This is a genomic window from Hyphomonadaceae bacterium BL14, from assembly GCA_027627705.1.
Taxonomy (GTDB): domain Bacteria; phylum Pseudomonadota; class Alphaproteobacteria; order Caulobacterales; family Maricaulaceae; genus Oceanicaulis.
This window is the reverse complement of record CP091242.1, coordinates 930,460-956,348: the sequence shown is the minus strand read 5'-3', so window position 1 is coordinate 956,348 and position 25,889 is coordinate 930,460. Positions and strand designations below refer to the sequence as shown.

22 protein-coding genes are annotated in these 25,889 nt (G+C 66.3%); 13 read left to right on the top strand and 9 right to left on the bottom strand.

Annotated elements, in window-relative coordinates; all coding sequences use genetic code 11:
- Window positions 1–103: 103 nt before the first annotated feature.
- Entirely contained in the window at window positions 104–781 is a 678-nt protein-coding gene (locus tag L2D00_04560) for a DUF502 domain-containing protein (GenBank protein ID WBQ13959.1), read from the top strand.
- A 49-nt stretch (window positions 782–830) separates the two neighbouring features.
- Complete coding sequence (locus L2D00_04555) at window positions 831–989, top strand: hypothetical protein (GenBank protein WBQ13958.1); 159 nt, start codon at window positions 831–833, stop codon at window positions 987–989.
- 234 nt (window positions 990–1,223) lie between these two features.
- Here L2D00_04555 and L2D00_04550 read toward each other — a convergent pair whose 3' ends face one another.
- A complete protein-coding gene (locus L2D00_04550; GenBank protein ID WBQ13957.1) occupies window positions 1,224–2,045 on the bottom strand; it encodes a tetratricopeptide repeat protein in 822 nt (273 codons plus the stop codon).
- Window positions 2,046–2,145: 100 nt separating this feature from the next.
- Here L2D00_04550 and L2D00_04545 point away from each other — a divergent pair, with 100 nt between their 5' ends.
- The 7 genes from L2D00_04545 to L2D00_04515 all read left to right on the top strand — a co-directional run bounded on the left by L2D00_04545 (window position 2,146) and on the right by L2D00_04515 (window position 11,757).
- Entirely contained in the window at window positions 2,146–3,522 is a 1,377-nt protein-coding gene (locus tag L2D00_04545; protein ID WBQ13956.1) for a leucyl aminopeptidase family protein, read from the top strand.
- A 3-nt stretch (window positions 3,523–3,525) separates the two neighbouring features.
- Window positions 3,526–4,299 (top strand): C40 family peptidase, encoded by a 774-nt coding sequence (locus tag L2D00_04540; GenBank protein WBQ13955.1) that lies wholly within the window; start codon window positions 3,526–3,528, stop codon window positions 4,297–4,299.
- An 86-nt stretch (window positions 4,300–4,385) separates the two neighbouring features.
- Complete coding sequence (locus tag L2D00_04535) at window positions 4,386–5,576, top strand: LL-diaminopimelate aminotransferase (GenBank protein ID WBQ13954.1); 1,191 nt, start codon at window positions 4,386–4,388, stop codon at window positions 5,574–5,576.
- Between the two features lie 127 nt (window positions 5,577–5,703).
- Window positions 5,704–7,743: a ComEC family competence protein gene (locus L2D00_04530; GenBank protein WBQ13953.1), complete on the top strand. Its 2,040-nt coding sequence runs from the start codon at window positions 5,704–5,706 to the stop codon at window positions 7,741–7,743.
- A gap of 86 nt (window positions 7,744–7,829) precedes the next feature.
- Window positions 7,830–10,073, top strand: a complete 2,244-nt coding sequence (gene parC, locus L2D00_04525; GenBank protein WBQ13952.1) for a DNA topoisomerase IV subunit A — start codon at window positions 7,830–7,832, stop codon at window positions 10,071–10,073.
- 118 nt (window positions 10,074–10,191) lie between these two features.
- Window positions 10,192–10,740, top strand: a complete 549-nt coding sequence (locus L2D00_04520) for a LemA family protein (protein ID WBQ13951.1) — start codon at window positions 10,192–10,194, stop codon at window positions 10,738–10,740.
- A 36-nt stretch (window positions 10,741–10,776) separates the two neighbouring features.
- Window positions 10,777–11,757 (top strand): M48 family metallopeptidase, encoded by a 981-nt coding sequence (locus L2D00_04515; protein WBQ13950.1) that lies wholly within the window; start codon window positions 10,777–10,779, stop codon window positions 11,755–11,757.
- Here L2D00_04515 and L2D00_04510 read toward each other — a convergent pair.
- The 8 genes from L2D00_04510 to L2D00_04475 all read right to left on the bottom strand — a co-directional run bounded on the left by L2D00_04510 (window position 11,721) and on the right by L2D00_04475 (window position 22,557).
- Entirely contained in the window at window positions 11,721–12,836 is a 1,116-nt protein-coding gene (locus L2D00_04510; protein ID WBQ13949.1) for an AI-2E family transporter, read from the bottom strand. The two genes, L2D00_04515 and L2D00_04510, sit on opposite strands and share 37 nt — an antisense overlap.
- A complete protein-coding gene (locus L2D00_04505) occupies window positions 12,826–14,403 on the bottom strand; it encodes a TRAP transporter large permease subunit (protein ID WBQ13948.1) in 1,578 nt (525 codons plus the stop codon). The genes L2D00_04510 and L2D00_04505 overlap by 11 nt, the downstream gene beginning before the upstream one ends.
- A gap of 3 nt (window positions 14,404–14,406) precedes the next feature.
- Window positions 14,407–15,189: a TRAP transporter small permease subunit gene (locus L2D00_04500; protein ID WBQ13947.1), complete on the bottom strand. Its 783-nt coding sequence runs from the start codon at window positions 15,187–15,189 to the stop codon at window positions 14,407–14,409.
- Window positions 15,190–15,193: 4 nt separating this feature from the next.
- Window positions 15,194–16,315, bottom strand: coding sequence for a TRAP transporter substrate-binding protein (locus tag L2D00_04495; protein ID WBQ13946.1), 1,122 nt, complete (start codon window positions 16,313–16,315; stop codon window positions 15,194–15,196).
- A 62-nt stretch (window positions 16,316–16,377) separates the two neighbouring features.
- The gene (locus L2D00_04490) at window positions 16,378–17,142 is read right to left on the bottom strand and encodes an arginyltransferase (protein ID WBQ13945.1); all 765 of its coding nucleotides are present in this window, start codon (window positions 17,140–17,142) and stop codon (window positions 16,378–16,380) included.
- An 83-nt stretch (window positions 17,143–17,225) separates the two neighbouring features.
- Complete coding sequence (locus tag L2D00_04485; protein ID WBQ13944.1) at window positions 17,226–19,031, bottom strand: SLC13 family permease; 1,806 nt, start codon at window positions 19,029–19,031, stop codon at window positions 17,226–17,228.
- 93 nt (window positions 19,032–19,124) lie between these two features.
- The gene (gene trpE / locus L2D00_04480; protein ID WBQ13943.1) at window positions 19,125–20,633 is read right to left on the bottom strand and encodes an anthranilate synthase component I; all 1,509 of its coding nucleotides are present in this window, start codon (window positions 20,631–20,633) and stop codon (window positions 19,125–19,127) included.
- A gap of 10 nt (window positions 20,634–20,643) precedes the next feature.
- Entirely contained in the window at window positions 20,644–22,557 is a 1,914-nt protein-coding gene (locus L2D00_04475) for a peptidylprolyl isomerase (protein ID WBQ13942.1), read from the bottom strand.
- A gap of 178 nt (window positions 22,558–22,735) precedes the next feature.
- Between L2D00_04475 and tpiA the strand changes: the two genes are divergently transcribed.
- The 4 genes from tpiA (at window position 22,736) to panB (ending at window position 25,868) form a co-directional block, all read left to right on the top strand.
- On the top strand, window positions 22,736–23,467 hold the full coding sequence (gene tpiA, locus L2D00_04470; GenBank protein ID WBQ13941.1) for a triose-phosphate isomerase: 732 nt from the start codon (window positions 22,736–22,738) through the stop codon (window positions 23,465–23,467).
- A gap of 76 nt (window positions 23,468–23,543) precedes the next feature.
- Window positions 23,544–24,548, top strand: a complete 1,005-nt coding sequence (locus tag L2D00_04465) for a hypothetical protein (GenBank protein ID WBQ13940.1) — start codon at window positions 23,544–23,546, stop codon at window positions 24,546–24,548.
- A gap of 48 nt (window positions 24,549–24,596) precedes the next feature.
- Entirely contained in the window at window positions 24,597–24,995 is a 399-nt protein-coding gene (gene secG / locus L2D00_04460) for a preprotein translocase subunit SecG (GenBank protein ID WBQ13939.1), read from the top strand.
- Between the two features lie 45 nt (window positions 24,996–25,040).
- Window positions 25,041–25,868 carry a 3-methyl-2-oxobutanoate hydroxymethyltransferase gene (gene panB / locus L2D00_04455; GenBank protein WBQ13938.1) on the top strand — a complete coding sequence of 276 codons (828 nt, stop codon included), beginning with the start codon at window positions 25,041–25,043 and terminating at the stop codon, window positions 25,866–25,868.
- Window positions 25,869–25,889: the final 21 nt, after the last annotated feature.

Genomic DNA, 25,889 nt, shown 5'->3' with positions numbered 1-25,889 from the left:
CTAAGCCCTCAAAGCCCCGCCGGGCAAGTGCAGCCATGATTTGGCCAATGCCTCAAAACACATCATCATGGCAAGTCGCGTTCTTGTTGGAGGTTGGTGAACCGTGCTGCGCTGGCTTCGCACCCGCTTTCTGACCGGCGTCGCCGTGGCCGCGCCGCTGGCGATCACCGTCTGGCTGATCGTCACCGTGGTGAGTTTCATCGACAATACGATCAAGCCGCTTATTCCGGCCCAGTACAATCCGGAAAGCTATCTTCCCTTCGCCATTCCGGGCATGGGCGTGCTGATCGCGATCCTGGCGCTGACCCTTCTGGGCGCACTGGCCGCGAACATTCTGGGCCGTACGGTCATCGCCATTGGCGAGCGTCTGGTCAACGGATTGCCCTTTATCCGCAATGTTTACGGCGCGCTGAAACAGATCATCGAAACAGTGTTTCAGGGTCAGCAGCACTCTTTCAAGGAGGTGGTGCTGGTGGAATACCCCATGGCGGGCAGCTATGCCGTGGCGTTTGTGGCCTCGGAAGGGCGGGGCGTCATCCGCCAGGTGGTGGGCCAGGGCGAACCGGTGATCGGTGTGTTCATCCCAACCACGCCCAACCCGACCTCCGGCTTCCTGCTGTTCGTTCCGCGCTCAAAAGCCGTGCCGCTGGACCTGACCATCGAGGAGGCAGCCAAGCTGATCATCTCGTTCGGGATCGTGCAGCCGGACCGGCTGCCGGCCGGTGTGATCCCGCAAGGTCACCCGCTTGCCCAGGATGCAGCGCCGGGTGCCAAAAGCTGAACGGTTTAGGTCAGGGGCAGCCCGGCTTGGCCTGCAGGAGGGGAGTGCCATGACCGAGCGGATTAGCGCCAATCTGCCAGCGATCGATTTTGCAGCGACCGTCGCGTTTTACGAAAGGCTCGGCTTTGCGGTGGATTTCAGAGATGCGGGCTGGATGATTCTCTCCCGAGGCCCGCTCGAGATCGAATTTTTCCCTATCCCGATCTGAACCCGCGCGAATCCGCGTTCAGCGCCTGCGTGCGGGTTTCGGATGCCAATGCGCTGCATCGGGAGTGGACCAAAATCGGCCTCCCGGGCGAAGGAATCCCGCGGCTGACTGCGCCTTGGGACGACCCGTCAGGTCATCGCATGTTTGCCCTGCTCGATCCGAACGGAAGCCTATTGCGGTGCATGTCGCCGCTTGATGGTCCGGACGGGTGACGGGCGGGCTGTGCGGCGACCTCTACCGCCCGCGCAGATCAGCCTCTCGCAGCCGGTCCCAGGTGCGCGGCGAACTCATCAGATCGCGCACAAATTCCATGTTTGCCGCGACCATGTCCGCGGGCAGATCGCTGCTGGCGATGCTTTCCGCTTCGGCAAACCGGCCCTGCAGGGCGAGGGCAAGCGCGAGATTCTGGCGGGTTTCCGGCGCGGCACGGTCATGATCAACCGCCTGGCGCAGCAGGCGCTCGGCCTCTTCGGGATCGCCGGCCAGCATGTGGCTCATGGCCAGATTGGTCAGGATTGCCGGTTCACCCGGGCTCAGCGCCAGCGCTTCCAGGAACAGGGCCCTGGCCCGCTCGCTGCGCCCGGCCTGCTCCAGCGCCACGCCATAAGCATTGTAAAGCCGCCAGTCATTCGGGCGTGATTGCAGCACGCGATTGAAAGATTCCACCGCCTGTGTGCCCTGACCAGACGCGGTCTGGGCCAGCGCAAACTGGGTGAGCAAGGCCATATCGTCGGGATACAGGGCAAGGGCCTGGCGTGCGACTTCGGCCGCGCGCCCCGCGCCGCCAAGCTGGCGCAGCACGGTGGCCAGCTCCAGCGCCGCTTCGCGGTCTGCCGGGTTCATCTGATAGGCCTCGGCCCAGAAGGCCGACTGGGTGAGCAGGTCCTGATTGCGGATCGCCGCCCGCTCATCGGCGGTGGCCGGTGCCAGTGAGCGCGCCTGCATCTGTTGTGAAAGTGATTCTTCCTGGGGCGTCAGGCGGGTGCCGCCGGTTGTGGCACCGCAGCCGGTCAGGACAAGGCTCACAAGGGCGATTGCGGATACGGGCGCGCGCATGCTCTACCTCTTTGCCAGCGCTTCTTTGCCCAGTACTCACGCGCGCCGGTCAAGAAGCGGTTAACGACTGCCGCGCCCCAGCCGATATGGAATGCCTGACATGACGCAGATCCTGGACCTGTTCGCCGACGCCTCTGCCACGGGGCGGCTGGCGCGATTGGTGACATCGCACGGGCTGGCCGACGCGCTGGCCGGCCTGCCGGATCCGGCGCGCGCCCATGCGGTTGATTGCGGATTCGAAGCTGCGCCGGGCCAGGTGGTGATGTTGCCGCCGGGATCGGGTGCCGACGCGCTGGTGGGTGCCGGGCCCGGCACGAGCCCGTTTGACCCGGCGGGCGCGGCGCTGACCCTGCCCGAAGGCGACTGGCGGTTCGAGAATATGCCTCAAGGGTGGGATCCGACCGTGTTCGCATCGGCCTTTGCGCTCGGCGGTTACCAGTTCACCCGCTACAAGGCACCCCGCCGGGCCGCCGCACGGCTGGTCCTGCCGGCGGGTGCGGACCGGGCCGAAGCCATGCGCGTGGCGCAGGGCGTCATGCTCACGCGCGACCTGATCAACACGCCGGCCGGGGACATGCTGCCCAGCCATCTCGAGGCGGCCGTGCGCGGCCTGGCTGCGCGGTTCGGGGCGGACGTGTCGGTCATTTCCGGCGACGATCTGCTGGTGGAAAACTATCCGCTGATCCATGCGGTTGGGCGGGCCTCCACCGATGCGCCACGCCTGATCGAGCTGCACTGGGGCGAGGACAACCACCCCCGACTGGCGCTGGTGGGCAAGGGCGTGTGCTTTGATTCCGGGGGGCTGAATATCAAGCCGGGCGACGGCATGCTGCTGATGAAGAAGGATATGGGGGGCGCAGCCAGCGTGATGGGCGTGGCGTCCATGATCATGGATGCGCGCCTGCCGGTGCGCCTGCACGTGCTGATCCCGGCGGTGGAAAACGCCATCTCCGGCAATGCTTTCCGTCCTGGTGACATTTTGCGTTCGCGTCAGGGTCTGACGGTGGAGATCGGCAATACCGACGCGGAGGGGCGCCTGGTGCTGGCCGACGCGCTGACGCGCGCTGTCGAGTTTGATCCTGATCTGGTGGTGGACATGGCCACGCTTACCGGCGCGGCGCGCGTGGCGCTGGGTCCGGAACTGGCGCCGCTCTACACCGACGATGAGGGCGTGCGCGACGCCGTGACGGCCGCCGGGCGGGACGTGGACGATCCGGTCTGGCCGATGCCGTTGTGGGACGGCTATGACGCCTTGCTCGACAGTTCGATCGCCGACCTCTCCAATACGGGCGGCAAGTTCGCCGGGTCTGTGACGGCGGCCTTGTTCCTGCGCCGCTTCGCCCGCGAGGCGCGCGCCTGGGCGCATTTCGACATTTTCGGATGGAACCCGTCGGCCCGGCCCGGCCGCCCCGCCGGTGGCGAGCTGCTGGGTGGCCGTGCGCTCTGGCATTTCCTGAAACAACGTTACAAGGGTTAGGCGATGACGGATTTCCAGGTCACGGCCGGCGTCGCTCCGATCCGCAAGGCGCCCGAAGACGACGCCATGCAGATCAGCCAGCTGCTGGCGGGCGAAGTGTTTCATGTCGAGCGGGAAGAGGCAGGATGGGGTGAGGGCGTCTCGCGCCTCGACGGCTATCGCGGCTGGGTCGCCATGGAGGCCTTGTCCGCGCCGGTGCTGATCCCCACTCACACCGTCTCCGTGCTGCGCACCTATGTCTTCTCAGAGCCCGATCTGAAGTCCGCCCCGCGCTTTCTTGTCTCCATGAACGCCAAGTTATCCGCCGGATCTCGCAGCGGGAAGTTCGTTGAAGCACAACGCCTTGGCTGGGTTTTCGAAAGCCATCTGGCACCGCTGGGTGCCCATGAAACCGACTTTGCCGCAGTGGCCGAGCGCTTTGTCGGCACGCCCTATCAATGGGGTGGCAAGGAGAGTTTGGGGCTGGATTGCTCAGGCCTTGTCCAGACCGCGCTGGAGCGCTGCGGCGTGCTGGTCCCGCGTGATAGCGGCGATCAGGAAGCCTGGGCCGGTACCCACTGGGACGAGGTGGACATCGACGAAGAACTGGGCGGGTTGCAGCGCGGCGATCTGATGTTCTGGCCGGGCCATGTGGGCATTCTCACCTCGCCGGACACGATCATTCACGCCAACGCTTTCCACATGCTGACCGTGGCCGAGCCGGTCTCGCGCGCGGTCATGCGCATCGCCTACCGGCACGCCCCGGTGAGCGGGGTGTTCCGGGCGAGGGATGAGTAGCCCCCGCCGCATTGCGCCATTGACGCGCGCGGCGCTGAGGCTGAAAGCTGGGCGTCCATGTGGCAGCGCAGCAACCGGATCTTTCCATGACCGCGTCCCCGACTGATGTGTTTTACCGGGAGCGGCGTCTGCCGCCTTATGTGTTTGCGGAAGTGAACCGGATGAAAGCCGCCAGCCGCAAGGCGGGGCGGGACGTCATTGATTTCGGCATGGGCAATCCGGACCTGCCGCCGGCCCAGCACGTCATCGACAAGCTCAAGGAAGTCGCCGCCGATCCACGCGCGCATCGCTATTCGGCGAGCCAGGGCCTGCCCTCGCTGCGGCGGGCGCTGGCGCGCTATTACGACCGCCGGTTCAACGTGGCGCTTAATCCCGATACCGAAGTTTGCGTCACGCTGGGCTCCAAGGAGGGGCTGGCCAATCTGGCGCAGGCGATTACCGCGCCCGGCGATGTGATCCTGGTGCCGGACCCGTCCTATCCCATCCACATGTTCGGCTTCATCATTGCCGGTGCCGCGGTGCGCCCGGTGGGGTTCGACAATCCGGAGACGTTCCTGCGCGATGTGGCGCTGGCGTGCAAACGTTCCATTCCCGCCCCGTCGGCCCTGGTGCTGAACTTTCCGTCCAATCCCACGGCGCGGGTCGTCGGCCTCGACTTCTATGAAGAGGCGGTCAAGCTGGCGCGCGACAATAATCTCGTGATCATATCTGATCTGGCCTATGCCGATATCTGGTTCGATGGCGGGCCGCCGCCCTCCATCCTTCAGGTCAAGGGCGCGCGCGACGTGGCGGTGGAGTTTACCTCCATGTCCAAGACCTATTCCATGCCCGGTTGGCGTATCGGGTTTGCCGCCGGGTCGGCGCGTCTGGTGGACGCGCTCAAGCGGGTGAAGTCTTATCTGGACTACGGTGCCTTCACGCCGATCCAGATTGCCGCTGTGGCAGCGCTGGACGGCCCCCAGGACGGGGTGGAGGCGGCACGCATGACCTATCTCAAACGCCGTGACGTGATGGTGGAGAGCTTTGGCCGGGTCGGTTTCAACATCCCCAGCCCCCCGGCCACCATGTTTGCCTGGACGCCGATCCCGGAGCCCTTCGCCCATATGGGATCGGTGGAGTTTGCCAAGCGCCTGCTGGAAGAGACCGATGTGGCCGTCGCGCCGGGTCTGGGCTTTGGCGAGCGCGGCGACACCCATGTGCGTCTGGCTCTGGTGGAGAACGAGCAGCGTATCCGTCAGGCGGCGCGCGCCATGAAGAGCTTCTTCGCCAAAGCGTAACCGGTTCGCGCGCCGCGCGAACATGCCTTGCGCGTGGCGCGTCACAGGCGCAAAACTTTCCCGTGTGGATGCGGTTTTTGATCCCTTCCGGCGCGCGCCTGGCTTCTGGGAGCGCAGCGCTGTAGCCGTGCTGGGCGCCCCTGCGGGCTTCAGCGCGCCGGATCCGTCACGTCTGATCCTGTGGCTGCCCTGCGCCTTAGCGGCAGGTGCCGCGGCGTATTTTGCGCTGCCCGAAGAACCGCCGGCCTGGGCCGCGCGTGCCCTGATGGCGCTCGCGCTCGTTTTGCTGGTGGGCGGAGTGCTGGCGCGCAGCCGTGCCGTGGTTCTCTACGTCCTCATTCTCACCGCCGTGTTCGTATTCGGGCTTGGCCACGCCCAGATGCGCACCGAGCGCACCGCGCCCCCGCCGCTGGAAACATCAGGGCGCGCCGTCGCCGTGGAGGGCTGGATCGAGGCGGTGGAGCGTGGCGGCTCGCGGCCGCGCCTGCGCATCCGGGTCACCGCCATGGAGGGCACCGACGAGCCGCCCCGGCGCATAAGGGTGCGGGCAGGCCTTGCTGATTTCGCGCCGGGGGACGGGGTGCGCCTGCGCGCGGTGCTCAGCCGTCCGTCCGGACCGGCCGCGCCGGGCGGATATGATGGCGGGCGTGCGGCGTGGTTCGATTCTGTGGCGCTGACGGGCTACGCGATTGTGGCGCTTGAGCCCGCTGCGGTGGAGAGCGGCGGGTTCGGTCGATGGCTGGCGGGGCTGCGATGGCGGCTGGCCCAGAGGGTCGAGGCGGTGGCAGGCGCGCAAACCGGTGCTGTGGCCGCCGCCCTGCTGACCGGCGAGCGTGCGGGGGTCAGCGAAGAGGACGCCGAAGCGCTGCGCCTGTCGGGCCTGGGGCATATTCTGGCAATTTCCGGCCTGCACATGGCGCTGTTCGCAGGCGGTGTGTTCTTCGCGGTGCGGTTCATGCTGGCGAGTATCGAGCCGCTGGCGCGCGCCCATGATCCGCGAAAGCCCGCCGCCCTGATCGCGATCCTGGCGGCCACCGCCTATCTCATCCTGTCTGGCGCGGCCGTGTCGACCCAGCGCGCCTGGATCATGGCCTGCGTGGTGCTCATCGGCGTGCTGATCGACCGGCGGGCCTTCTCCCTGCGCTCGCTGGCGCTGGCGGCGCTGGCCGTGCTGCTGATCGCACCCGAAAGCGTGATTCATGCCGGCTTTCAGATGAGCTTTGCCGCCGTGGCGGCGCTGATCGCGGTGTATGAGGCGTGGATGCGGGTGCGGCCCCCGCCAGAAGGCCGCCCCGGCTTGATCGGGCGCGCCATGGGCAGCTTTGCCGGTCTCGCCGTCACATCGCTGGTGGCGGGCGCGGCCACTGGTGCCTTCGCCGCCTTTCATTTCCAGCGCATGGCCGCGTACGGCATGGTCGCTAACCTGCTGGCCATGCCGGTCTTCACCTTCTGGGTGATGCCGGCGGGCGTGATGGCGCTGGCCGCTGCGCCCTTCGGGCTGGAGAGTGTGTTCCTGTTCGCCATGGACCAGGGTCTGCGCATCGTGCTCGCCATAGCCCACTGGACGGCGCGGCTGGACGGCGCGGCGGTGCAGGTGACAGCCGCTGACGGGCGGGTTGTGGCGCTGTATGCGGCCGGATTTGCGCTGCTGACCATCGGCCTAGGGCTGGCGCGTCTGACAGGTGGGGCCGTGACGCTTCTGGCGCTGGCCCTGTGGAGCGCGCAAAGCCCGCCTGATCTGATGATCGCTGACGGCGGCGTGGTGCTGGCCCGTTTTGAAGACGGCGGCGGGTTTCAGACGACCCATACCCGCCGCGCGCGCTTTGCCGCCACGGCCCTGCTGCAGCGGGCCGGGGAGGGCGGGGCCCCGGTGGCGCGCGCCGGCCTCGCCTGTGACGGGCTGGGCTGTGCGGGCCGCACGGTGGAAGGCGTACTGGTGGCCGTGACAGGCAACCCGGAAGCGCTGGTGGAGGATTGCGAGCGCGCTGACCTGATCCTGTTTGACGGCCGTGCCAGCGCCTGGCGCAAAAGGCGCTGCGCCGCCATCCTGCTGGATGATCGCGCGCGCGACGAACTGGGTGGGGCCGAAGTGTGGATCCGCGACGGCCGCGTCATCCGCCTGCGCACCGCCAACGACGCGCGGCGGGGGCGGCCGTGGGAGACGTGATGAGGTGTTGAACGGGCTGCGCCGCGCACCCCTCGCTCACGCGCATCACCGCGTATAGTCGAGCCTGATCGAATCGCGAGGACGATATGGGCGAGCAGTTTCCCGGAGACGGCGGGCGGATTTTCGAAGAGAGCTTTGAGGACGCATTGTCCTCGCGCTATCTCGCCTATGCGCTGTCCACCATCACCCAGCGGGCCCTGCCCGATGCGCGCGACGGGCTGAAACCGGTCCACCGGCGCCTGCTATACGCCATGCGGCTTTTGAAGCTGGACCCGGATTCGGCCTTCAAGAAATGCGCGCGCGTGGTGGGTGATGTGATCGGCCGCTTCCACCCCCATGGCGACCAGGCGGTGTATGAGGCGCTGGTGCGCCTGGCCCAGGATTTCGCCAGCCGCTATCCGCTGGTCGAGGGCCAGGGCAATTTCGGCAATGTGGACGGCGATGGCGCGGCGGCCATGCGCTATACCGAAGCGCGCCTGACCGAAGCCGCCCGCCTGATCTTGCAGGATTATGACGCCGGCACGGTCGATTTTCGCACCACGTATGACGGCGAGGATGAGGAGCCGCTGGTGCTGCCGGCGGCCTTCCCGAACCTCTTGGCCAACGGATCGGCGGGCATTGCGGTGGGCATGGCCACCAATATCCCGCCCCATAACGCCGCCGAGCTGTGCGATGCGGCGCGCCATCTGATCAAGACCCCCAACGCCGCCACCGAGACCTTGATGAACTACGTCAAGGGTCCCGACTTCCCCACCGGCGGGGTGTGCGTCGAGCCGGCCGGCTCCATGCTGGAGGCCTATGAGACCGGGCGCGGCGGTTTCCGCCTGCGCGCGCGCTGGGAGGTTGAGGAGGCGGCGCGCGGCCAATGGCGCGTGATCGTCACCGAAATTCCCTATCTGGTCCAGAAATCGCGCCTGATTGAACGTATTGCATCGCTGATGGAGCTCAAGAAGCTGCCGCTTCTGGCCGATGTGATGGATGAGAGCGCGGAAGATATCCGCGTGGTGTTCGAGCCCAAAAGCCGCGCCGTCGATCCGGCCCTGCTGATGGAATCGCTGTTCCGGGTCACCGATCTGGAAGTGCGCTTTGCCATGAACATGAATGTGCTGGACGCCACAGGCGCGCCGCGCGTGGTGGGACTGAAAGAGGCGCTGCGCATCTGGCTCGACCACCGCCAGGTGGTGGTGGTGCGCCGCGCCCGCGCCCGGCTGGAAAAGGTGGAGGACCGGCTGGCGGTTCTCGCCGGCTACATCATCGCCTTCCTCAATCTCGATGAGGTGATCCGCATCATCCGTGAGGAGGACGAGCCGCGACCCGTCCTGATGGCGGCGTTCAGCCTGACCGAGCGTCAGGCCGAGGCGATCCTGAACATGCGCCTGCGCTCTCTGCGCAAGCTGGAAGAGATGACGCTGCGCGCCGAGGCGGACACGCTGGGCGGGGAGCGGTCGGCGCTGCAGGAGCTGATCGCTGACGAGGCGGTGCAGTGGAGAGCCGTGGATAGCGAGATTGCCGAGGTGAAGAAGCGCTTCGGCCCCGCCACGCCTCTGGGCAAGCGCCGCACCGATTTCGCCGACGCGCCGTCCGCCGATCTGTCCGACGCGGTGGATGAAGCGCTGATCGCGCGCGAGCCGATCACGGTCATCCTGTCGCGCATGGGCTGGATTCGCGCCCTGAAGGGCCATGTGGATGATCTGTCGACGCTGAAGCACAAGGACGGGGACGAGACCCTGTTCGCGGTCAAGGCCGAGACCACCGACAAGCTGCTCCTGTTCACCACAGACGGGCGTTGGTTCACGCTGGATGCAGCGAAATTGCCTGGCGGGCGCGGCTTTGGCGAGCCGGTGCGCCTGATGGTGGATGCCGCCGACGATGCCGACCCGGTGACGCTGCTGCGCCATGACCCGGCGCGCAAGCTGCTGCTTGCCTCCACATCGGGCCATGGCTTCGTGGTTGAAGAAAAGGAATTGCCTGCTTCCAAGCGGGCAGGCCGTCAGGTGCTGACACTGGGGGCCGGCGCACGCGCCATGGCCGCTGTGCCGGTCGCCGGCGACCGGGTGGCCGTGCTGGGCGAGAACCGCAAGCTCCTGGTCTTCCCGCTCGACGACATGCCCGAGATGGTGCGCGGCAAGGGCGTGCGCCTGATCGGCGGCTCCAAGCAGGCCGGGCTCGCCGACATTGCAGTGTTCGCCAGCCAAGAAGGTCTGCTGCGCATTGATCCGGCGGGCCGCAGGCATCTGGTCGAGGACTGGCGTCTCTTCGAGGGGCGGCGCGCCCAGGCTGGCAAGCTGGCGCCCAAGGGCTTTTCTTCCAAGAGGTTTGACGGGCGGTAGGCACGGGGTGCTCGACGGGGCATTGACCCTGTCTGCGTTGTCAGTTGGCGTCGGCGCGCCTGCGCGTTAAACCATAAGGCAAGAGGCGCAGACTCGCGCCGGGCTTGAGGAGTGCGACATGGAATTCATGGTGTTTTTGGCCATCATCGTGGTGATCGGCCTGGTCATCGTCCTGATCTACAACCGCCTGGTCGCGCTGCGTCAGACGACGCGTCAGGCCTGGGGCGATATAGACGTCCAGCTCAAGCAGCGCCACGATCTGGTTCCCAATCTGGTGGAGACGGTGAAAGGCTACGCCGCCCACGAAAGCCAGACGCTGGAAAACGTGGTCAAAGCCCGCCAGCAGGCGGTGGACGCGAGCTCGGTCAAGGATCTGGCCCAGGCGGAAAACATGCTGTCGGGCGCGCTGCGCCAGCTGTTCGCCCTGTCGGAAGCCTATCCGGACCTGAAGGCGAACCAGAACTTCCTCAAGCTCCAGAACGAGCTGGCCGATCTGGAAAACAAGATCGCCGCCGCGCGCCGCTTCTTCAACAACGCCGTGTCGGAATACAACACGGCCATCGAGCAATTCCCGGCGGTCGTGCTGGCGGGCATGTTCGGCTTCACGGAGAAGGAATTCTTCGAGATCGGCGGGACCGAGCGCGCGACGCCGTCTGTGTCTTTCTAGTCTGGGGGTCCCTGACACGCTCCGGAGGAGCCGCCTATGATCGCTGCGGCGGGTCTGCGCACGCATATCTGGAACAACAACCTGAAATCCATCGTCCTGATGGCAGGGTTCCCGCTGTTATTGCTGGCGCTGACCTATGCCGGAACGCTGTTCTTTATCGCGTACTCGGTGGACGCGCCGGGCCAGCAGGAATTCGCGCTGGCGCTGGACTGGACGCTGTCGGCCATCCCCTTCGTGCTGGTGGCGGCCGGGATCTGGTTCATCATTGCCTGGCTCGGCTACCAGAAGATGATCGATGCGGCCACCGGTGCGCGGACCGTGCGCCGGGCCGATGAGCCCAAGCTCTATAACCTCCTGGAAAATCTGTGTATCTCGCGCGGGCTGACCATGCCGGCCTTGCGCATTATCGAGACGCCGGCGCTTAACGCCTACGCCACCGGCCTCAGCGAGCGCCAGGCGGCGGTGACCGTGACGCGCGGGCTGATGGACAGCCTTGAGGATGACGAGCTCGAAGCGGTGCTGGCCCATGAGCTGACGCATATTCGCAACCGCGATGTGCGCCTGCTGGTGATCTCGGTGATCTTCGTGGGGATCATTTCCTTCGTCGGCCAGCTGTTTGCGCGCGGCATGCTGCGTGGCTCCATGGTGCGTGCGGGCGGGGCACGCCGGGGCGGGGGCGGCAATGCGGGCGTCCTGATCCTCGTGGCGCTGGCCATTGTGGCGCTGAGCTATGTGCTGGCGCTCCTGATCCGCTTCGCCATGTCGCGCAAACGCGAATACATGGCTGATGCCGGCGCGGTGGAGCTGACGCGCAATCCCGACGCCATGATCGGGGCGCTGCGCAAGATTTCCGGGCGATCGGCGATTGAGGAGGCACCCGAAGAGGTGCGCCAGATGTTCCTCGACAATGACACGGCGTCCTTTGCCGGCCTGTTCACGACCCATCCGCCGATCCCCAAGCGGATTGCGGCGCTGGAAGCCTATGCCGGCGGATCGTCGGTCCGGGCCGGGGTCTGAGGCGCATCATCCTCATTGAGCAGCTGCTCGTACGTGCGCGCATAGATGAACCAGACCGAGGTGAACAGGGCGGCGACGACCGGGCCGATCACCAGGCCGATAAAGCCGAACAGGGTCAGGCCGCCCAGGGTGGAGAGCAGCACCATCAGATCGCTCATTTTGGCGTCCTTGCCCACCAGCATCGGGCGCAGCACGTTGTCGACATGCATGATGACGACGAAGCCGAATATCGCCAGCACGACCGCCGCAATGGGCGAGCCCGTGGCGAACAGCCAGATGACTGCCGGGCCCCACACCAGTGGCGTGCCCACGGCCGGGATGATTGAAATGAGGCCCGCAACCGCGCCCCAGAACACCGAGCCCGGCACGCCCGCAATGGCCATGGCACCGCCGGTGAGCGAACCCTGGATAAGGGCGATGATGAAGGTCCCTTTCACGGTCGCGCGGATCGTCGACAGGGTGCGTTCAGCCAGCAATTCACGGTCGGTGTCGCGCATGGGCAGGAGGTTCATGGCGCCCTTGAGCGAGCTTTCGCCGGACGTGAGCAGGTAGAACAGGGCGAACAGGAAGACGATGGCGCCCAGCGCAAAACCCAGCGCGCCGCCCGTAGCGCGGGTCAGGCCATTGATCATCGCGCCGCCCAGACCGGAGGCCAGCTCATTGAGCCGGCGGGCCATTTCGCCCTGATAGGGGGCGAGGGCGTCCTTGAACGGCACCCAGTCGGGCAGACCGGCCAGGCCTTCTTCGCGGAAATTGCGGATCTCGCCCTGCAGCCAGGGCAGCACGGTCTGGCCCACCTCCACGGCTTGCTGGGCGACCACGGCAAGGACTGCCAGCAGGGGCAGGAGGATCAGAAACACGGCCAGAACCAGAAGCAGGGACGCGGTGATCTTGGGCCGCCCGCCCAGCAGTGATGAAAGCCTGCGCTGAACCGGCATCAGGAAAATGGCCATCACGGCGGCCAGAAACAGCGCGCCGAGATAATCTCGGATCATCCACAGGAAAACGGCGGTCAGGCCCAGCGCGAGCGCGACAATGAAGACCCGTTGAAGCTGCAGCCGGCGCGCGTCATGAACCATAGAGCATCCTTGGCAAAGCGGTCGCCAGCCAGGGCAGGGCGATCACCGCGATGATCGCCGCTATCTGGATGCCGACAAAGGGCATGGCACCACGGTAGATCGCTGCGGTGGTGACCTGCGGCGGCGCCACGCCGCGCAGGTAAAATAGCGCAAAACCGAAGGGGGGCGTCAGGAAACTTGTCTGCAGATTCAGCGCCATCAATACGCCGAGCCAGATCGGATCCACGCCCATGAACAGGAGCACCGGCGCGACGATGGGCACCACCACAAAGGTGATCTCGATGAAATCGAGGAAAAAGCCCAGCAGAAACATGATGATCATGACCACGGCCAGTGCGCCGTATATCCCGCCGGGCACAGCTTCCAGCGCGGCGCGCACGGTTTCGTCGCCGCCCAGTTCGCGGAACACCAGGGCGAACAGGCTGGCACCGATCAGGATCACGAACACCATGGCCGAGATCTGGGCAGTCGCGCGCATAACGGCATCGAGCACGCCGGTGCGGTGCAACCGCCAGAGCGCAAACGCACCGCCCGCTGCGGCCATCGCGGCGAGGGCATAGCCTGCGGTGAGCGCTGCGCCCGGAGCGCCCGACCGCAAATCTATGACCAGCACTGATCCGATAAGGACCGCCAGCGCCAGCGCCCCGATCGCGACAACGCCGCGCCCCGCCAGCGGGTTGGCGCTTCCCCCGGCATTGCGGAAGCCCGCCAGCAAGGTCGCGCCGACCGCGCCGACGGCGGCCGCTTCTGTGGGTGTAGCCAGTCCGCCCAGGATCGAGCCGAGCACGGCGATCATCAGCACAAGCGGGGGCAGGAGGGCGGCCAGGATCTTGCCCCAGTCGGCCTTCACTTCGGAGCGCGGTGCAGCTGGCGCGGCGCCGGGCCGGGTGATGGCGACAAACACCTGATAGAGAATATACGCGCCCACCAGCATCAGGCCGGGGATCAGCGCGCCGGCGAACAAATCGCCCACAGAAATGATATCGGGCGAGAAAACACCTTGCCGGCGCTGGGCATCGGCATAGGCCGATGAAAGCTGATCACCCAGCAAGACCAGCACGATGGAAGGCGGAATGATCTGGCCCAGGGTTCCGGATGCGGCAATGGTGCCCGATGCGAGCCCTGGATCATAGCCGCGCTTGAGCATGGTGGGCAGGGACAACAGGCCCATGGTCACCACCGTCGCACCGACAATGCCGGTGGAGGCGGCCAGCAAGGCCCCGACAATCACCACTGAAATCCCGAGGCCTCCGCGCATGGCCCCGAACAGCGCCCCCATGGCCTCGAGCAGCTCTTCCGCGATGCGTGATTTTTCCAGCATCACGCCCATGAAGACAAACAGCGGCACGGCCACCAGGATCGCCTTGTCCATCTCCATGATGTTGCCGTAGATGCGCTGCGGGAAGGCGCGCAGATGCAGCGGATCGAACAGGTCCAGCGCCAGTCCGATCAGCGCAAAGACAATCGCCACGCCCGCCAGCGTGAACGCTACCGGATAGCCGCGCAGCAGCGCTGCGAAGGCGGCGGCGAACATCACGAATGGCAGGAGATCAATCACCAGTTCCATGATCTAGAGCTCCTGTCCGGCCAGGTCGCCGGGCGGTGCAGGTGCCGTGCGTCCGGCCAGTGTCAGCGCGGCACGCGCGGCCATGGACGCGCCCTGCACGATCATCAGCACGGCGAAGACCGGAATCAGGGTCTTGAGCAGGAAGATCAGCGGCAGGCCGTCGCCCTCGCGCGAGCGCTCCAGAATGCGCCAGGCCCCGCCGACATAGCCGGTGGAGGTGTACAGGATCAGCCAGCACATCGGCATCAGAGCGAGATAGGTGCCCGCCAGATCGGTCCAGGCGCGGGCGCGCGCCGAGAGCTTTGAGTAGATGATATCCACGCGCACATGTCCGCCATTGAGCAGCGCCGCCGCGCTCGTCAGCAGAAACAATGCCGAGTGCAGATAGATGACGCTTTCCTGCAGGCGTGAGAGCGACAGGCCGAACACATAGCGCTGGACCACGATCACAGCGGTGACGACGACGAGCGCCAGGGCCGCCCAGCGCACCATGTCGGCGATGGCGGTGTTCACCGCATCAATAGACCCCGCACCCCGCCGCAGGAGGGTTTCGACAGGGGCTGGCAATCCGGCAAACCGGCCCCAGAGCCCGGCGAGCAGGGGGATGGCCAGGAGCGGCGAGAGAATGAGCCCGATCCAGCCCAGCGCCGCGCCTGTGCTTTGGCCAAGTGCGGGCAAATTGGCTTGCAGCCACGCGCCGAGGGAGCCGCCCGAGGCGGCGTCCACCGCCAGTCCGGCCAGGGTTGCTCCCAGCAATACCAGTAACAGCGCGTCGCCGGCGCGCATGCCGTCAGCCTCCCAGGATCATGTCGCGGCGTTGCAGGTAGGGTGCCTCGGAGATCGAGCTCCACGACCGCATGACCCGGCGCGCTTCGATATAGCTGTCATAGACCCGGCGGGTCAGCGGATCGCTCTGGGCACTGTCGGCCACAACCTGTTCGGACACGCGTCCGATCTCGCGCCAGATCTCGTCTGAGAAATCGCGCAGCTGCACGCCATGGCGGGTGCGCAGCGTCTCCAGCGCCAGGCCGTTTTGATAGGTAAACTCGGCCAGACTCTGGTTATTGGCCGCCCGGCAGGCCGCGCGCACGATGGCCTGGTGATCGGCGGACAGCGAGTCCCAGACGCTGCGATTGATCCCCACCGCCAGCGCCGCGCCGGGCTCATGGAAGCCGGGGCCGTAATAGTACGGGGCCTCGCGATAGAAGCCGAACGCCATGTCGTTCCATGGGCCCACCCACTCGGTCGCGTCGATGGCACCGGACTGGAGCGCCTGGTAGATTTCCCCGCCTGACAGCGCCACCGCCGCGCCGCCCAGCTCGCGGATCACATTGCCGGCGATGCCGGGGATTCGCATGCGCAAGCCGCGGAAATCGGACAGGGCATTGATCTCGCGCTTGAACCAGCCGCCCATCTGGTGGCCGGTATTGCCGGCCTGGAAAGCGATCAGATTGAACTGGCCGGCCAACTCGTCCCAGAGCTCCTGGCCGCCGCCATACTCCACCCAGCCCATGATCTCGGTAGCGGTCAGGCCCATCGGGACCGAGCAGAAGAAATTATAGGCGGGCGAGCGGCCCTGCCAGTAATACTCCGCCCCGTGATACATGTCGGCGACCCCGCCGGAGACAGCGTCAAAGACTTCAAATGCGCCGACAATCTCGCCCGCGCCGTGGACGCGGATATCCAGCTCACCCCCGGACATGTCGCGAATGAACTGCGCGGTGCGTTCCGCCGCCGTGCCAAGACCGGGAAAGCCCGCCGGCCAGGTGGTCACCATGCGTAGGCGCCGCGTGCGCCGGCGCGCCACGGCGGGCGCGGCGGGTCCGTTCTGTGTGCCGGCGTCCTGCGAGCACGCGCTGGCGGCCCCTGCGGCCACGATTGCGGCACCGGAAAGGAATGTGCGGCGATCCATGATGTCTCTCCCCCAAAAGCCGTTTATTTGTTTTTTTAGCGTCGGCGGCAGCCGGGCACCGTTCAGCCCACCTGCTTGAGCGGCTCGGGTGCCGCCAGGCGGTCGCTCTCGGCCAGCAGGCGCCAGCCGGACGGCTCCAGCACTTCCAGCGGGTGGTAGAGCGCTTTGTAGTCCATCTTCCGGCTGCCTTGCACCCAATATCCGAGATAGACGTAGGGCAGTCCCGCCTCTCGGGCGCGCGCAATGTGATCGAGGATGATGAAGGCACCCAGGCTGTCGCGCTCGCGCGTGGTGTCGAAGAAGGAATACACAAGCGAAAAGCCGTCCTGGAGCCGGTCAACCAGCACCGCGGCCACAAGGGTGCCCGCCGCGTCGCGGTACTCCACCAGCTCGGTGCGCGCTGCGCCTTCTTCCACCATGGTGGCAAAGTCGAAGAAATCCATGCCCGCCATGTCGCCATCGCCGTGACGCCCGTCCAGATAGCGGCTCAAAAGCGCGTATTGTTCGGGCGTGGCTTCGGGATGGCGCGGCAGGCGCAGAAGGGATTGATTGCGGCGCAGGATTCGGCGCTGGCTGCGGCTGGGCTCAAACGCCTCCACCGGGATGCGCGCCGACTTGCAGGCCGCGCAGCGTTCGCAGGCCGGGCGGTAGAGGATCGCCTGGGACCGGCGGAAACCGGCATGGGTCAGGGTATCGTTGAGGCCGGGACCTTCATGGGGATCGACGCGGGTGAACACCTTGCGCTCCAGCCGCCCCGGCAGATAGGGGCAGGGCGAGGGCGCTGTCAGAAAGAACGGCAGCTGGCGGGTGTTGAACGGTCGGGTCACGGGCGTCCCTGGCTATTCATGGTCCTGTCAGTCTCATCCTAGCGCGGGCGGAGGCATAGGAGAACGGCCCGTACACGCCTTTGTCACAGAGGCCAGAAGATCGGAATCACGATCACGGCCACTACGGCGAGGATGATGTTAAGCGGCAAACCGATTCGCACGAAGTCCATGAATTTGTATCCACCGGCATTATAGACCAGCGTGTTGGTCTGATACCCGATGGGCGTGGCGAAGCTGGCGCTGGCCGCAAACATCACCGCCACCACGAAGGCGCGCGGGTCCACGCCCAGCTCTACGCCCAGACCCATCGCAATGGGCGTGATCAGGATCGCCGCGGCATTGTTGGAGATCGTCTCTGTCAGCGCTGACGTGACCACATAGATCAGGGCCAGCACGGCAATGGGGCCGAGTCCCTGCGCGTGCTGGGCCAGAAAGCCGACCAGAAGGGCTGCCGCGCCCGTCTTTTCCAGCGCCATCCCGACCGCCAGCATCCCGAAAATCAGGATCAGGATATTCCACTGGATGGAATCATAGGCGTCCTTGGGATCGAGGCAGCCCAGTGCGATCACCGCGCCCGCCGCGATCAGCGCCAGCGCCACGATAGGCAGCACGTTGAACGACGCCAGGGCGATCACCGCCAGGATGGCCGCGATGGCGATGGGCGCCTTCTCCCGGCGCCACGGGCGGTCCTGCGGTTCGGCAAGATTATTGAGCAGCCCGTCATCGAACATGGTGCGCAAATCGACCGGCGTGCCTTCGACCAGCAGCGTATCGCCCACTTCCAGGCGCAACGCCTCGCCCTTGCGGGAGACATTCTCGCCGCGCCGGTGTACCGCCAGCACATAGACGCCATACAGGCGGGCCAGGCCGAGCCGTCCCAGAGGCCGTCCGATCAGGCCCGAATTGGGCCCGATCACGCCCTCGCGCATCACGGTTTCGCTGGTCTCGATGGGCTCGAAGGCATGACGTCCGCCGGTAACGCCCAGCGCCACATCGCCCTGGTCCCGCAGCGACAGCATTTCTGACATGCGTGACTTGATCACCACCCGGTCACCGCCCTCGATCACGACATCGGTCAGGGCGTGGCGCAAGGACTGGCGTTTGCGGACCACGTCCACAATCGAGAACCCCTTGCGTGCGGTCAGGCCGGCTTCGTTCAGGGTCTTGCCGATCAGCTCGGAATCAAACGGTACCGCGACGTGGGCGAGGAAGCGGCGCTCCTTGGGGTCGGGCAAAAGCCCGGCCAGCGTATCGCGATCCGGCAGCAGAAACGGTCCGGCAATGGCCAGATAGATGCAGCCGACCACCGCCATGATCACGCCGGCTGCCGTGATCTCGAAAATGCCGAACGCGGCCATGCCGCCGGTCTGGGCCACGCCGTCCACCAGCAAATTGGTCGAGGTGCCGATCAGCGTGGTGGTGCCGCCGAAAATCGCGGCGAAGGAGACAGGGATCAGAAAGCGCGATGGTGCCACGCCCAGTGACCGCGCCAGCCCGATGGCCACCGGGATAACAACTACCACGATAGGCGTGTTGTTGATGAAGGCGCTCATGCCGATCACCCCCGCCATCAGCGCGATCAGGGCGGTCGCCGGGTGGGAGCCTTTGGACAGGCGCGACACCAGCTTTGCGGCGGCGTCAATCACCCCGGTTCGTTCAAGGGCGGCGGACAGGACAAACAAGGCCGCCACGGTGATCGGCGCGGCGTTGGAGAACACCGACAAGGTCTCGTTGGCGGTGAGAATCCCGGTGATGAGCAACAGGCCCATGGCCACCAGCGCAATGATGTCCGGCGGCAGGATTTCCCGGGCGAATCCGAAAAATACCGCGCCGACCAGAGCCAGCACGAACACCATCTGAAGCGTGTCTAGCGTGAACCAATCTGGCATGCCTGTCCCTCGGGGCCGTCTGGCTCTCAAGCCGGCAAGGCTATACGAGCGGCGGGCCCGGACGCGAGTGTTTTTACTTCAAGGATCGTGCGCTCACACAAACCGCCATGCTTCGGCCGCGGCGCGGAACAGGGCGCGGGCCTTGTTCACGGTTTCCTGGCGCTCGGCTTCGGGATCGGAATCGAGCACCACGCCGGCACCGGCCTGGACGTGCATGCGCCCGTCCTTGATGACCGCGGTGCGCAGGGCGATGCACACATCCATATCGCCCTGGGCACCGAAATAGCCCACGGCGCCGGCGTAAACCCCGCGCCGGTGCGGCTCCATCTCGTCGATGATTTCCATGGCGCGTACCTTGGGCGCGCCCGATACGGTGCCCGCCGGGAAGCCGGCCATCAGGGCAGACACCGCGTCCTCGCCCTCGGCCAGATCGCCTTCCACGTTGGACACCAGATGCATCACATGGCTGTAGCGCTCGACCGTCTCGCGCTCGGTGACCCGCACGCTGCCCGGACGCGCCACCCGGCCCACATCATTGCGCCCCAGATCGAGCAGCATCAGGTGTTCCGAGCGCTCCTTGGGATCCGCTTTGAGATCTGCTTCGAACGCGGCGTCGGCTTCCGGTGTGGCGCCGCGCGGGCGGGTGCCGGCAATGGGGCGCACGGTGACGGTCGACCCGCGCAGGCGCACCAGGATCTCCGGGCTGGAACCGGCGATGGCGAAGCCCGGCAGGTTGAAGAAGAACAGGAAGGGTGACGGATTGGTCCGGCGCAGCGAGCGATAGAGCGCAAACGGCGGCGCAGTGAAAGGCGTGGAGAAGCGCTGGCTGGGCACCACCTGGAACACGTCGCCTGCCTTGATGTAGGCGCGCGCGGTCTGCACCTTGGCGCGGAAATCGGCCTCACTCATGTTCGCCTGGGGGTCCGGCGTGGCGGCCGCGCTGGCACCCGAAGGCAGCGGGGCCGGGGAATCAAGCCGGTTGAAGACGGCCTCGATCCGGCGGCGCGCCGCATCAATCTGAAGGGCCGGGTCGGCGCCGGGCTCCGGGCGTACCGGGGCTGCGGCCAGGATTTCCTGACGCAGGGCGTCAAAGATCACCATCACGCGCGGGCGCACGAGATACCCGTCCGGCGTACCTAGCGGATCGGGTGCAGCGTTTGACGGCAGGCGCTCGGCAAGGCGCGCCATGTCATAGCCAAGATAACCGAACAGGCCGGCAGCCAGCGGCGCAATCCCCGAAGGGAGGTCCATGGCGCTGTCGGCGATCAGGCGTTTGAGCGATTCCAGCGGCGGTTCGGCGCAGGCTTCGAATCGGCCCGGTGCCATGCCGGAACCCGGGGCCCGGGCCTGTTCGGCTGTGTCTCCGGTGCAGCGCCAGACCAGATCTGGATCCAGCCCGATCGCCGAATACCGGCCGCGATAGGCACCGCCCTCGACGCTTTCGAGCAGGAAGGTGTTCGCATGCGAAGCAGCGAGCTTGAGATAGGCCGAAACCGGGGTCTCAAGATCATCCACCCGGCGCGCGGTGAGCAGCACCGGGCGGCCAGCGGCCAGCTCGGCGCGCGCGGCGTCGAGATCAGGCGCAAATTCCGGCTGGGACATCGCCGCGCCGCTATTGCTGGGGATCGATGCGGCCCAGCGCCTGATCGATCAGGCGCTGATCGGCACGCACTTCATAGGCCTCGAGCAGGGCGTTCTGAAGCGCAATCGCGATATCGTTTTCGAGCTCCTCACGCATGGCTGTCTGCAACTCGGGCCCGGCCATGGTCACGGCCGGGGCGATGACCTCGTCCACCACCACAATGGCGCGGGTGCGTTGATCACCCGCACGGGCAGCGAAGCGGCCACCAGGGGCAACGCTGAATGCCTGGGAGACCAGATTGCGGTTGAACGGTCCGGCCGTTTCCTCGCGTCCCAGCGTGGCGATCTCGACACTGGCACCGCCGCCGATGAGTGCGGCAATGCCTTCGAGGCTCTCGCCCGCTTCCGAGCGCGCCAGCGCGTCATCCACAATCTCCTGCAGGCGTTCGTCTACCGTGCGCAGCCGCCAGAACGCTTCGGCGTCGTCGCGCACTTCATCCACGCGCGGCAGACGCGGTGCCTCGACGGAGTCGACCCGCACGACCACATAGCTGCCCTCGCCATAAGGCTCCAGCTCGCTGTCGAGGCCGGGGGTGAGGGAGAAGACCAGCTGCAGGATGGCGTCGCCGCCTTCTTCAAGCAGAGAGGACGCGGGCGCGCCTTCGAGCGTGAACCCGTCAGCCGTGATGAAGTCGAAGCGCTCCATCGGAACGCCGGTTTCGGACGCGGCCTGATCAAGATCAAACCCGCGCCGGCGGGCGTCCTCGAAAGCACTCATGGCGGTGAACATGTCGTCTTCGGCCTGTGAAGCGGCCAGTTCCGAGCGAAGCTCATCGCGCAATTGATCCAGAGACGGCGCTTGCGGATCGACGGCCTCGGTCACGCGGACGACGCGCCAGCCGAGCCGGCTGTCCACAACCCGCACATCACCGGCATTCATGGCGAACACGGCTGATGCGATGGCACGATCGGGCACTTGGGTTTGCTGAAGCTCTGTGAAGGCGACCCGCTCGCCAAGCTCAAGCGCCGCGCGGACGTCCGCAGCCGCCTCGCCAGCCGCGAGCCGGGTGGCGGCGGCTTCGGCGGTGGCTTCGTCGGGGGCGGCCCACTGCTCGTAGGATCGCACCTGCGGATCGGCCAGATCACCCTGGTCGAGACGGAAGGCGTACAGGTCTTCTATGTCGGCGGCGCTCACCTCGGCATCGCGCTCAAACAGCGCCGGCGCAAAGCGGATCAGCGTGAAGCTGCGCTGTTCGGGCCGTTCAAACACGCCGGCATTGTCCGCGATAAACGCTTCAAGTGCGGCTTCATCGGGATCGCCCACATCGCCAGCCAGGCTGGGCGGAATCAGAAGCGCGCGCAGGGCGCGCCGTTCATTGGTCCAGGCCTGGCGCGTTTCGGCAAACAACGCCGGAGCCTGCACGGATCCCAAGAGGGCGTCGACAAACTGTCCCTGGCGAAGCTCGCGGGCGATATCGCGCTCGAACTGGCGGTCGATCGCGCCGCCTGCATATCCGTTCTGGGACAGCACTTCGAGGAAGGTCGCCCGGTCAAACCGGCCGGTGAACGGGTTCTGGAAAGCGGGGATTTCCTGAATGGCGTCGAACACCATCCGGTCCGAGATCGACAGGCCCAGCTCGTTCGCCTTGCCGGCCAGGGCCGCCTGCAGCGTCATCTGCTGGACAACCTGCTCGCCAAACCCGGCGGCATCGATCTCCTCGCGGGTCAGGCGCGGATTCTCGCGCTGAACCTGAGCGACCTGGCGGTTGTATGTGCGCAGCAATTCCTGTGCGCTGACCCGCTCGGGCCCGACGATAATGGCGGAGGTGCCGCCGCCGCGAATGATGTCAGTGACGCCCCAAAGGGCGAAGGCGGCGACGAGCAGCGCAATGATGATCCCGCCAATGAGCGGGTTCTTGGCCATTTGACGGATGAGCGTAAGCATGCGGTGAACCGGTTCCAGGGCCGTTTGAAAGGAGGGCGAACCTAGCCGGGCGGCGCCGCAGCGGCAAGCCGCGTGCGCGCCGCGCCCTGCATTGCGGCGCAGGCGTCCGGCTGGTATCGCTCCGCGCCGAAGTTCCGGCGGGGCGCATGGGACGTCCGGACCAGCGGGGGAGCAGCCCATGACGCGGCGCAAGTTGATTGCAGGCAACTGGAAAATGCACGGGCTCAGCGCCGATCTGGCCTGGGCGGACCAGTTGTCCGGCCTGTTGGCCGTGCCGCCGCGCAGTGAGGTTCTGGTTTGCCCGCCCGCCACTTTGCTGTCGGGAATGCAGGCACGTGCGCCGGGCTGGGTGGCGGTCGGGGCCCAGGACTGTGCCGCAGAGGCCGGCGGTGCGCAGACCGGGGATGTTTCGGCGGCCATGCTCGCCGATCTCGGCACGCGTTTTGTCATCACAGGGCACAGCGAGCGCAGGCGGCTACATGGCGAGAGCGATGCGCTGGTGCGCGCCAAATCCGAGGCGGCGCTGAACGCCGGGCTGACGCCGGTCATTTGCATCGGCGAAACGCTGGAGCAGCGCGAGGCCGGCGAGGCAGAGGCAGTGGTTCTGCGCCAGATGTTCGCCAGCGTGCCGGACGCGGCCGCCGGGCGCGTTATCCTCGCCTATGAACCGGTCTGGGCGATCGGGTCGGGCCTGCACGCCAGTCCCGAGGACGCTGACCGGATGCATCGGGCCATCCGCGAGGCCTGGCGTTCCGGCGATGGCGACCAGTTGCGCATTCTGTATGGCGGTTCGGTCAATCCGGACAATGCGGCCAGCCTTCTGTCGCGCCCGCACGTTGACGGGGCGCTTGTCGGCGGTGCCAGTCTTGATGCCGCCAGCTTCGCGGCAATCATTCGCACGGCCGGGTAAGGCGTTCTTCAGACTTCCTGAATAGGATTGTCATCCATAACTCACGAGACCCGGACAGCGGGCGCTGGAGTGGCGGATGGCAGAACTGGATTATCGCCGCGCAACCGTGGCGCTCTTCGATCCCGTGCATGTAAACCTGCGCATAACTCGATATGCGCTGCATGAAATCGGATTCCGGGAGATCGTGTCCCTCAACTCGATGGCCGAGCTCAATCGCAGGCTCGCCGATGAGGCCCCGCATCTGCTGGTGATCGAAACCGGAAACCACGAGGCAGACGTATTCCGCATGGTCCGGGCGATCCGGGCTGGCGAAGTCTCGACCAATCCGTTCGCCGCCATCCTCCTGACCACCTGGCGGCGCGACACCGGTCTGGTGCGCGAGGCGATCGGGTCGGGTGCCGATGATGTCATCATCCGCCCGTTCTCAACATCTTTTGCCGAAGACCGGGTGCGCACCCTGGTCCGCGCCCGCAAGCCCTTCATCGTCACCAGCGATTACATCGGCCCGGACCGCCGGCGCGACAAGGCACGCGGCGGAGGTTCGGCGCAGCCGATTGATGCGCCCAATGTTCTGCGTGCGATCGTCGAGAATGATGCTGAAGCCCTGGCGCACGCGCGCGTCTGGATCGACGAGGCGCGCCGCACCGTGGACGGTGAGCGCCTGCGCAGGCTTTGCATGCGGGTGGTCATCGGTGCCGAGGCGGCGGCGGCCGAGTTGAATGCCGGGCGCCAACCGGTCATGGATTTGTCCGATCTGGAGCGCGGCGCACGCGAAGTGCGCGCGCGGCTCGCCCGTTCGCGGTCGGCTGAGGCCAAGCGGGTCGCCCACGCGCTGTGTGAGGTGGCTGCAGAGCTGCGCGAGCCGGGCGGTTTCACGGTGGCCAATCTGTCGCTGGCGCGCGAGCTGGCCATGGCGGCCTATGTGGCGTTCGCCGGGGATGACGGGATCGAGCGGTCGCGCCACGAAATCGAATCGGCCGTTCAGCTGCTTCAGCAACGCATGGCCCAGGCGTCTGTGCGCAAGGCGCAGCCCGATAGTGGCGTTGCGGCTGCGGCTGAGCTAAAACGCGCGGCAAGTTAAGCGCGCCGGAGCCCCGGCGCGCCATTTGCACCACAGGGCCGCGCCGAGATGATTGCAGTTCTCCTGATTATCCACCTTCTGATTATCGCCGCGATGGTGACCGTCATTCTCATGCAGCGCTCGGAAGGCGGTGCACTGGGTATTGGCGGTGGCGGGCCGGGCGGCATGATGAGCGGACGCGGCGCGGCCAATCTGCTGACGCGTTCCACGATGATCCTGGGCGCGCTGTTCGTTGGTAATTCCATTCTGCTGGCCGTTCTGGCGAGCGTGGATGATAGCGGGCGCTCGGTGATTGACCGCATGGGCGGGCAACAGACCGACCAGCTGCCGTTCGACTTTACGACCATGCCGGACGATGAGGCGGATGGCGCTCAGCCGGACGCGGAAACCGGCGATACGCCGGCTCCGGCGCCGGTTGAGGAAGAGCCTGAAATTCCGGGCCTCTAGGGGCGCATACCCTTAAACAGCCCGGCGCGGCGTGCGAGGCGATCCATGTCTGCCCAATCCAAACCCGATGTGCGGCGCATCACGCCGCCGGATATTCGCGCCCGAAAGGGCGGCGAGCCGCTGGTCTGTCTGACCGCCTATGACGCGCCCATGGCAGCGTTGCTCGACCCGCATTGCGACCTGCTGCTGGTGGGCGATTCGGTCGGCATGGTGGTGCACGGCCTGCCCAATACCTTGCCCGTCACGCTGGAGATGATGATCCTGCACGGTCAGGCGGTCATGCGCGGCTCCAGGCGCGCGCTGGTGGCTGTGGACATGCCGTTCTCCACGTATGAGCGCTCCAGGGAGCAGGCGTTTGACAATGCCTCGCGCATCCTTCGCGAAACCGGCTGCCATGCGGTGAAGGTGGAAAGCGGCGTCTATATTGCCGACACCATTCGCTTCATGGCTGAACGGGCCATTCCGGTGATCGGGCACATCGGCCTGCGGCCCCAGGCCTCGCTGGCCGATGGAGGGTTCAAGGCCAAGGGCCGCGACGCGGCCAGCCGCGCCAAGGTGCTGGAAGAAGCGATCGCGGCCGATGAGGCAGGTGCCTTCGCCATCGTGATCGAAGGCGTGGCGGAGGATCTTGCCGCGGAAATCACGGGCAAGGTCAGAGCGCCCACGATTGGCATTGGCGCCTCGGCGGCCTGTGACGGCCAGATTCTGGTGACCCCGGATATGCTGGGCCTGTTCGACTGGACGCCGCGGTTTGTGAAGCGCTACGCGGACATCAAGGGGCAGGTCGAGGACGGCGTGAAGGCCTATGCCGATGATGTGCGGTCACGCGCCTTCCCCGGACCCGATCAGGTCTACAAACCCAAGCCATCATGAGCCCGCGCTGAGCGGCACGGC

What these genes read in the sequence shown, in the direction of transcription:
- L2D00_04555 (WBQ13958.1), top strand. Translation starts at nt 831, where the DNA reads ATGACCGAGCGGATTAGCGCCAATCTGCCAGCGATCGATTTTGCAGCG.
- L2D00_04550 (WBQ13957.1), bottom strand. Translation starts at nt 2,045, where the DNA reads ATGCGCGCGCCCGTATCCGCAATCGCCCTTGTGAGCCTTGTCCTGACC.
- L2D00_04545 (WBQ13956.1), top strand. Translation starts at nt 2,146, where the DNA reads ATGACGCAGATCCTGGACCTGTTCGCCGACGCCTCTGCCACGGGGCGG.
- L2D00_04540 (WBQ13955.1), top strand. Translation starts at nt 3,526, where the DNA reads ATGACGGATTTCCAGGTCACGGCCGGCGTCGCTCCGATCCGCAAGGCG.
- L2D00_04535 (WBQ13954.1), top strand. Translation starts at nt 4,386, where the DNA reads ATGACCGCGTCCCCGACTGATGTGTTTTACCGGGAGCGGCGTCTGCCG.
- parC (WBQ13952.1), top strand. Translation starts at nt 7,830, where the DNA reads ATGGGCGAGCAGTTTCCCGGAGACGGCGGGCGGATTTTCGAAGAGAGC.
- L2D00_04520 (WBQ13951.1), top strand. Translation starts at nt 10,192, where the DNA reads ATGGAATTCATGGTGTTTTTGGCCATCATCGTGGTGATCGGCCTGGTC.
- L2D00_04515 (WBQ13950.1), top strand. Translation starts at nt 10,777, where the DNA reads ATGATCGCTGCGGCGGGTCTGCGCACGCATATCTGGAACAACAACCTG.
- L2D00_04510 (WBQ13949.1), bottom strand. Translation starts at nt 12,836, where the DNA reads ATGGTTCATGACGCGCGCCGGCTGCAGCTTCAACGGGTCTTCATTGTC.
- L2D00_04505 (WBQ13948.1), bottom strand. Translation starts at nt 14,403, where the DNA reads ATGGAACTGGTGATTGATCTCCTGCCATTCGTGATGTTCGCCGCCGCC.
- L2D00_04500 (WBQ13947.1), bottom strand. Translation starts at nt 15,189, where the DNA reads ATGCGCGCCGGCGACGCGCTGTTACTGGTATTGCTGGGAGCAACCCTG.
- L2D00_04495 (WBQ13946.1), bottom strand. Translation starts at nt 16,315, where the DNA reads ATGGATCGCCGCACATTCCTTTCCGGTGCCGCAATCGTGGCCGCAGGG.
- L2D00_04485 (WBQ13944.1), bottom strand. Translation starts at nt 19,031, where the DNA reads ATGCCAGATTGGTTCACGCTAGACACGCTTCAGATGGTGTTCGTGCTG.
- trpE (WBQ13943.1), bottom strand. Translation starts at nt 20,633, where the DNA reads ATGTCCCAGCCGGAATTTGCGCCTGATCTCGACGCCGCGCGCGCCGAG.
- L2D00_04475 (WBQ13942.1), bottom strand. Translation starts at nt 22,557, where the DNA reads ATGCTTACGCTCATCCGTCAAATGGCCAAGAACCCGCTCATTGGCGGG.
- tpiA (WBQ13941.1), top strand. Translation starts at nt 22,736, where the DNA reads ATGACGCGGCGCAAGTTGATTGCAGGCAACTGGAAAATGCACGGGCTC.
- L2D00_04465 (WBQ13940.1), top strand. Translation starts at nt 23,544, where the DNA reads ATGGCAGAACTGGATTATCGCCGCGCAACCGTGGCGCTCTTCGATCCC.
- secG (WBQ13939.1), top strand. Translation starts at nt 24,597, where the DNA reads ATGATTGCAGTTCTCCTGATTATCCACCTTCTGATTATCGCCGCGATG.
- panB (WBQ13938.1), top strand. Translation starts at nt 25,041, where the DNA reads ATGTCTGCCCAATCCAAACCCGATGTGCGGCGCATCACGCCGCCGGAT.